Genomic DNA, 7211 nt, shown 5'->3' with positions numbered 1-7211 from the left:
CAATATCAGAAACAGTTTTTTTCTTTCTCTTTTTTGGTCTTGTTTTTGGAATGATATGTTCATTTTCTGTCTTGATGTTTTGATCTTGGTTTTCCATAAAATATCCCTCCTGATAATTTGTATATGTCTATCATATTATATTATATTTCTAAAATCATTAAATATAAACGAAAATGTCAGATTAAACATAATTACTTTTTCATTGATAAGTGGTAGAATTAATTTATAGAGGATTCCCTTAGATGTTTTACTAAGGGCGCACTTATACCCACTAACTTACGTTTGTAGGTAATGTGCTATAAAACTTAACTTTCGTTTAGTTTTATCGTCAAGCGTGTTTGTTAAAATTCGCTACGCTCATGTTTGAAAAGAAAGAGAGGTGATACAATTGGCAATCTTCCATTTATCTATGACAATAGCAAAAAGAGAAGGCGGAAAAAGAAGTTTAATCGCAATGGCTTCTTATCGAAGTGGTGAAAAATTGTATAGTGAACTATATGAAAAAACTAATCTATACAACCATAGAACTGTTAAACCAGAAGCTTTTATTTTAAAACCTGATTATGTACCTAATGAGTTTTTAGATAGACAGACATTATGGAATAAAATGGAATTAGCAGAAAAAAGTCCAAACGCTCAACTTTGTCGAGAGGTAAATGTAGCATTGCCAATTGAATTAAATAATTCAGACCAAAGAATGTTGATTGAAGATTTTGTAAAAGATAACTTTGTCAGTGAAGGAATGATTGCAGACGTAGCCATTCATAGAGATGATGAAAACAATCCTCATACTCATATTATGTTAACAATGAGAGAAGTAGATAGTGAAGGTAATATTCTAAATAAAAGAAAAAGAATACCTAAACTAGATGAAAATGGCAATCAGATTTTTAACGAAAAAGGGCAAAGAGTAACCGTTTCAATTAAAACAAATGATTGGGATAGAAAATCTCTTGTTTCCGAAATTCGTAAAGATTGGGCTGATAAAGTCAACCAATATTTAAAAGATAGAAATATCGATCAACAAATTACAGAAAAATCGCATGCGGAACTTGGAAAAAAAGAACTACCAACAATTCATGAAGGGTTTTACTCAAAAAAATTAGAAGAAAAAGGAGTTATAAGTGAGTTAAAAAGAAAAAATTTAGAAATTCAAAGTTACAATGATATTCTATCCGAACTTGATAAACTTGAAAGTCAAGAGAAAGTGTTAAAACAAGACCAAAACTTCACTTTAAAATTTGAAAAAACTTTCTCACCTTTAGAAAAAGGAGAACTGAAAAATCTTTCAAAAGAATTGAAATTATTTATTAATGATGAAAACATTGATAAACGATTAGGTGAATTAAAACGATGGGAAAATTCACTTATCTTTAATAATAAAATGGAAATTCAAAAAAAACGTTTGATGTTAAGTAAAATTAGTAGTGAACGAGATATGCTTACAAAGGCAAATGAAATTTTAGATAAACAAGCAGAAAGATTCTTCAAAAAATCTTATCCAAGTTTGAATATTGACAAATTTTCAAATCACGAAGTTAGAGCAATGGTTAATGAAACCATATTTAGAAAACAGTTATTGAATAAAGACCAGTTAGCAGAGGTCATTTACAATGAAAGAGTAATAGAAAAAGAAGAAAGTAAAAAGATTTTTAAAGAAAAACCATTTCAAACTAGCCGTTATCTTGATTCAAAAATTAAACAAGTTGAAGATAGTATAACAAAAGAAAATAACCCTGAAAGAAGAGAAATTTTATCAATTAAAAAAGAAAAACTAATAGGAATAAAACAAGGATTGATAGAATATGTTCAATCAGAAGTTGAAAGAAAATTTGATAAAAATGTTTCAATAGATTCAGTCATAGAAGGCGAAATGCTACTTGCAAAAGCTGACTATTACAAAACAACTGATTTTTCTAAAGTCGAAGGAGTTGCTAGATTCAGCAGTGAGGAAATTAATTCCATGTTGGAACAATCAAAAGGCTTCTTAACTAACATTCAGACGGTGAAAATTCCTAATGATTGTCAAGGTGTATTTTTTGTTCAAGATAGCATGAAGTATATTGATGAACTAAGCCCATTAGCAAAACACAATCTGAAAAAGGTCGTTAATCGCAATGCTTATTTACCTGATTCTGATAAAATTGAATTAAGTAAGGAAATTGAAAATACTAATAAAGATCAATCCCAAGAATTGGAAAAAAATGAATCTGAAAAAAATAAAGTATCTGTAAAAATGTTCCAATTTGCGAAATCAATTAATCGATTGTTGAGTGGTAACCAACCACAGAAAAAACGAAACTTAGACAAATTGATTAAGCAAACAAAAGCAAAAGAAAATCAATCATTACAAAGGAATATTCCTTTGCGATAAAATAAAAACAAGAGGTGTATAAAATGAAAAAAATTATCAAAAATACAAAGTTTAAGCTTGAAAGTGCGGTTATTGCATTAGGTACATTATTTATTACTGATCCAGTGTTTGCAGCGACCGATCCAAGAGATAAGTTAGTACAAGCAGGTAAGCATTTACTCAACTAATTTAATCGAATCTTTCAATAAACAAATCAAGAAATACAGCCGCAGAAAAGAGCAGTTTCAAAATGAAGAATCACTAGAGCGTTTCCTAGTATCCATCTTTGATACATACAATCAAAAATTCTTAAATAGAAGCCATAAAGGCTTCCAACAAGTGACGGATACATTAGCTTCAATGTTTACTGAGTAACTCATTATTTTGCAGAAGGACGAGTTATTTACACAAAATTATTGACGCTCCCAATAAAGGGTGCAACGAAAACGTTGCTTAAATAAGTGTAAATAAGTTGGTACTTCCTGATAGGGAATTAATTGAATCCAACTATCTTTATAGGAATGGCGATTCACTGTTTCAAATCCGCAATATTCACAATGATGTGGTTTGTATGTTAACAGTCCTGTAAATACATTGGCCATTCGGCCATGAACAATCTTTTTACTAATGGCATCTTTTGAGAAACTAATATGAGAATCTTTGATATTCAAGATTTGTTTGATGGATTTACTTGTATTTTCATCGGTACATTTGATATTCTTAGTTATGGACATTTGGTTATCCTCCTATGATTGGATTCAGCGATTTAATTATAGGACAACCAAATGTCTTTTTGTTATAAAAAAAACTTGGTGTCCTTACTCATTTGAGAGTAACAACACCAAATATCATAGAACCACTTTTTGAATGTTGTGAGTGTTGTTTTATAGTTAGGAGGAAAGTCTGACACGTCCGTAAAAATTATTTCTTCGAAGGATACTCGATCACGCTTTGGTGTCTATGCCACGTTAGTAAATTGTTGGGCGAACCTGAGGAGAAAGTTTATTGAAGCCAAAGGAACAGCCGATAAAAATTCCAAGGCAGCGCAGGTTGTCATATTCTGTGATGAATTATTCCGCAGTGAACGAGAAATCCAAAAGCTTTCACCAGAAGAGAAGTTCCAGGTGAGAGATAAGAAGGCGAAGCCTCTGCTTGATCAATCTTGGAAATGGATCAGTTCATTTCATTCACTTAGCGGTTCAAACTTAGGAAAGCCGTGGGATACGCTCTGAACAATCGAAATGGGCTGATGAATTTTTTGCTTGATGGTCGTTGCGCTATTTCCAACAATCTGGCCGAGCGTAGTATTCGTCCGACAACTATCGGGAGAAAAAACTGGAACTTCTCTGCCAGTCTACGTGGTGCCACTGCCAATGGAATTGTTTATAGCTTGGTGGCTACCGCCAAAGCTAATGGATTAATCCCACGAAGCATTTTGAATTCCTGTTTGAGCATCTGCCAAACTTCATTAATCGATTCGATTCGTCGGCACTTGAAGATTATTTGCCATGGGCAGAGCAAGTTCAACTTACTTTTAGATAAGAAGGTTCTGTTGCAAAGTTTTCCAATAAATTGATTTTAGGATAAAATTGAGGGGGAAGATAGACTGGAGGAACGAAGATGGATCCTTTTAAAGTCAAATTTTTTCAAAGAGACGTGATTATTGTCGACGTTGCTATTATCTTCGCTATAACCTCAGCTATCGAGAAGTTTAGGAAATATTGTATGATCGTGGTATACATGTGTGTCACACGACCATTTACTGTTGGGTAAAAGAATATGGCAAAGTCCTGTATCAAATTTGGAAAAGAAAAATGAACAGTCTTTCTATTCGTAGAAAATGGACGAAACCTACATCAAGATTAAGGAGAAGTGGCATTATTTATACCGTGCGATTGATGCAACTGGTTAACTTTGGATATTTGGTTACGTAAAAAACGAGATACGCAAGCTGCTTACGCTTTTTTTAAGCGATTAAGAACTCAATTCGGCGAACCGAAGGTTCTCGTAACAGACAAAGCCCCCTCTATTGGTAGTGCATTTAAAAAGTTGCAGAAAAACGGACTGTATACTTAAGATAGAACATCAAACTGTCAAATACCTCAATAATTTAATCGAACAAGATCACCGACCCATTAAACGAAGAAATAAATTGTATTGAAGTCTGCGTACTGCTTCAACCACGATTAAGGGCATGGAAACCATTCGAGGAATTCATAAGAAAAGCCGAAAAGAAGGTATTCTTTTTGGCTTTTCAGTGACGCTTGAAATTAAACAATTATTAGATACTTCTGTTTAAAATAAATCAAGAGCAGGAAACTTTAGCTATTTTTTTAACTTTGCAGCAGAACCAATAGCTAGTTTATTTTCTCCTATTATTTGTCAAATTAAGCGAGACAACTGCTCTTCATTTACATAACTCAAAAAGACTTCCAATGGTGTCTGGTAGTTCAGTGATTTTCTGGGTATATGATTTCTTTTTGAAGCCACAGAGGAGATGAAATCCTGATTGACTTGATTGAAATCCATTTCTTTCGGTAGGCCATCTTTTCGAAGGAGACCATTTGAGTGTTCGTTTAAACCTCGTTGTGATGGTGTTCCTGGGTCTGCGAAATAAATAGCTATATCATTCGTATTACTAATATTTTTCCAATTTGAGAACTCTTTACCACAATCGAAAGTAATCGATTTAAAGAGATTTTTAGGAACCGATTGAAACCAAGTATTCGTTGCTTTTTCAATATCGATTGCTTTACGACCTTCAGGTTTCAAAGCAATAATGACTTTTGAAAGGCGTTCAACGAGGGTGATGACGGCACTTTTATGATTGACACCGACCATCGTATCGCCTTCTAGATGCCCAAACTCTGTTTCAAAAGAAGCATAATCCGTTTCTCGCTCAGCGATATTTCGTTTGAATGCTTGTTTTCCACGATGTTCTTGATGACCGTTTGGTTTTCGTTTCCCTTGCAGGGGCAACTTACTTTGATCAAACTCACCATTTTTAAAACGACGATATAAGGTACGGACAGAACATGAAATTGAAAACTCACCTCGTCCAACAATCACATCCGGGGTCCAGCCTTGAGTTGTCTTGTCTTCGATGTATTCTTTTTCTGCTTTGGGTAATTCAATCGGCTTTCTTCCACAACGTTTTTTATTTTTCTTATACTGTTCGAGGTATTCGAGAGCCGTTTTTCCTTGTTTAAGAAAATGATAAACATTGCAAATGGCCTGTCTACCACGCTTGAGTTTCTTGGCAACGAAAGCAACGGGTGTTTCTTGATGAAAATAGGCCTCTATAATTACGAGTTCATTTGGTGTAAGATGGGTATAGGTCATTTATGTTCACTCTCCCTGTATTCTTTCGACGGAATTACAATTTGAGTGTAACATAAATGATTTTTTTATTTGTCTCGCTTAATTTTACAATCGGCGTCCAATAGAAATATTCTAAAATAATCACAGTAAATGATCATGTTTCAAAATCTGATATTTTTAGGTTAAAATCCGGTATTTTTGTAAGCGCTTTTCCGATATCATGAATACTATAGGAAGGAGATACGAACATGAAAAAAATTATTTTAGGATTGGGAACTGTCATGGCTTTAATGTCATTGGCTGCATGTAGCAGCGGCAATCAAGAAACAGGGAAGGATGATTCCGGTAAAAAAGAGATTGTCATCACTTCTTGGGATACGGCCGCAGACGCTCTGAAAGAATGTGCGACGGAGTATATGAAGGAACATAAAGACATCAAAATCACGGTTCAACCTTCTGATGCTCAATTACAAAAGGTGACGCCAAACTTGATCTCAGGCAAAGGGGCACCGGACATTATTCATACACAAGCTCGGGATTTCTCAGGGGTATTGGCGAAATTCCCAGATCAATTTTTAGACATTACCGATAAGGTGGCTGATATCAAAACTGACTTTACAGACGCTGCTTGGAACAGCACTTATGCTGATGATGGTTCAATCCATGCGATGCCTTGGGATATCGGGCCGACAGCGATTTATTATCGAACAGATTATTTTGAGGAAGCTGGTATCGATCCGGCATCTATTAAAACTTGGGATGATTTTATTGCGGCGGGCAAGAAATTTAAACAGGCTTTGCCCGATGTCATGTTTACCTCTGACGGCAGTCCGACAGATTATGATCATTATCAAATCTTCTTGAATCAATTAGGCGGTAGCTTTATTAAAGACGGCAAAATTGATATGGAATCACCGGCTTCAATCCAAGCCTTTGAAATGATCCAAAAAATGTTTAAATCAGGAATCATGGAAACCGACGAAGGGGATATCAACAGCTTCACCAATGGGAAATTAGGCTGTATCATCAATCCAGTTTGGTTTGCTGGTCATATTGAGTCAAAAGTCGCTGACGAAGCTGGTAAATGGAAAGTAATGGCGATGCCAGCCTTTGAAGAAGGCGGCAATACCCATGCCAACTTAGGGGGTGGGACATTAGCCATCACGACGCAATCGAAAAATCCTGATGAAGCGCTAGACTTCTTGAAATATTGTTTGACAACGACGAAAGGGCAAGACGTCATGATGTCAAAGGGTTTGTTTCCATCTTACACGCCGTACTATGAAACAGCGGAATTCAATAAAGAAAACGAGTACTTCGGGATGCCTTTGAATGTCTTCTTTGGTGAATTAACTGCCGATGTTCCAGAAATCGAATATGGCACGATCATGCCTGATACGTATACACCATTGGGTAATGCTTGTGCGGATATCAAAAACGGCAAAGATGTTAAAAAGACTGCAGCGGATTGTGCCGATAAAATCTCAGAAGCGACAAAAGTTGAGATTAATAAGTACTAAATAACAGCCAGCTCAGT

At 35.0% G+C, this 7211-nt stretch carries 5 protein-coding genes and 4 pseudogenes; 7 read left to right on the top strand and 2 right to left on the bottom strand.

The genetic code is table 11. The features are described from left to right. Positions 1 to 388 precede the first annotated feature (388 nt). The 3 genes and pseudogenes from mobQ to BAU16_RS02130 form a co-directional block, all read left to right on the top strand. Positions 389 to 2374: a MobQ family relaxase gene (mobQ, locus tag BAU16_RS02135; protein WP_161526348.1), complete on the top strand. Its 1986-nt coding sequence runs from the start codon at positions 389 to 391 to the stop codon at positions 2372 to 2374. A gap of 23 nt (positions 2375 to 2397) precedes the next feature. Next, positions 2398 to 2541: a hypothetical protein gene (locus tag BAU16_RS13525; RefSeq protein WP_202621229.1), complete on the top strand. Its 144-nt coding sequence runs from the start codon at positions 2398 to 2400 to the stop codon at positions 2539 to 2541. Continuing rightward, positions 2525 to 2728 (top strand): annotated as a pseudogene (locus BAU16_RS02130) (transposase); the annotation flags it as partial. The gene BAU16_RS13525 and the pseudogene BAU16_RS02130, both read left to right, overlap by 17 nt. 62 nt (positions 2729 to 2790) lie before the next feature. Here the strand turns inward: BAU16_RS02130 and BAU16_RS02125 are convergent. Further along, positions 2791 to 3087 (bottom strand): annotated as a pseudogene (locus BAU16_RS02125) (transposase family protein); the annotation flags it as partial. A gap of 186 nt (positions 3088 to 3273) precedes the next feature. Between BAU16_RS02125 and BAU16_RS13790 the strand changes: the two are divergent. The 3 genes and pseudogenes from BAU16_RS13790 (at position 3274) to BAU16_RS02110 (ending at position 4652) form a co-directional block, all read left to right on the top strand. Next, on the top strand, positions 3274 to 3585 hold the full coding sequence (locus BAU16_RS13790) for an IS66 family transposase (RefSeq protein WP_161526349.1): 312 nt from the start codon (positions 3274 to 3276) through the stop codon (positions 3583 to 3585). Then, positions 3567 to 3929 (top strand): annotated as a pseudogene (locus BAU16_RS13785) (IS66 family transposase); the annotation flags it as partial. The gene BAU16_RS13790 and the pseudogene BAU16_RS13785, both read left to right, overlap by 19 nt. A 44-nt stretch (positions 3930 to 3973) precedes the next feature. Further along, positions 3974 to 4652: pseudogene (locus BAU16_RS02110) on the top strand (IS6 family transposase). Between the two features lie 83 nt (positions 4653 to 4735). Here BAU16_RS02110 and BAU16_RS02105 read toward each other — a convergent pair. Continuing rightward, positions 4736 to 5695 (bottom strand): IS30 family transposase, encoded by a 960-nt coding sequence (locus BAU16_RS02105; RefSeq protein ID WP_161526346.1) that lies wholly within the window; start codon positions 5693 to 5695, stop codon positions 4736 to 4738. A gap of 227 nt (positions 5696 to 5922) precedes the next feature. Here BAU16_RS02105 and BAU16_RS02100 point away from each other — a divergent pair, with 227 nt between their 5' ends. Continuing rightward, positions 5923 to 7194 carry an ABC transporter substrate-binding protein gene (locus BAU16_RS02100; protein WP_161526345.1) on the top strand — a complete coding sequence of 424 codons (1272 nt, stop codon included), beginning with the start codon at positions 5923 to 5925 and terminating at the stop codon, positions 7192 to 7194. The last annotated feature ends 17 nt before the right edge of the window (positions 7195 to 7211 follow it).

The sequence above is a fragment of the Enterococcus sp. JM9B genome (assembly GCF_009933265.1).
Taxonomy (GTDB): domain Bacteria; phylum Bacillota; class Bacilli; order Lactobacillales; family Enterococcaceae; genus Enterococcus_C; species Enterococcus_C songbeiensis.
This window is presented reverse-complemented; position numbering and strand designations above follow the sequence as displayed.

Excerpts from the sequence above, each read along its gene's own strand:
- BAU16_RS13525 (WP_202621229.1), top strand. The coding sequence starts at position 2,398 with ATGAAAAAAATTATCAAAAATACAAAGTTTAAGCTTGAAAGTGCGGTT.
- BAU16_RS02105 (WP_161526346.1), bottom strand. The coding sequence starts at position 5,695 with ATGACCTATACCCATCTTACACCAAATGAACTCGTAATTATAGAGGCC.
- BAU16_RS02100 (WP_161526345.1), top strand. The coding sequence starts at position 5,923 with ATGAAAAAAATTATTTTAGGATTGGGAACTGTCATGGCTTTAATGTCA.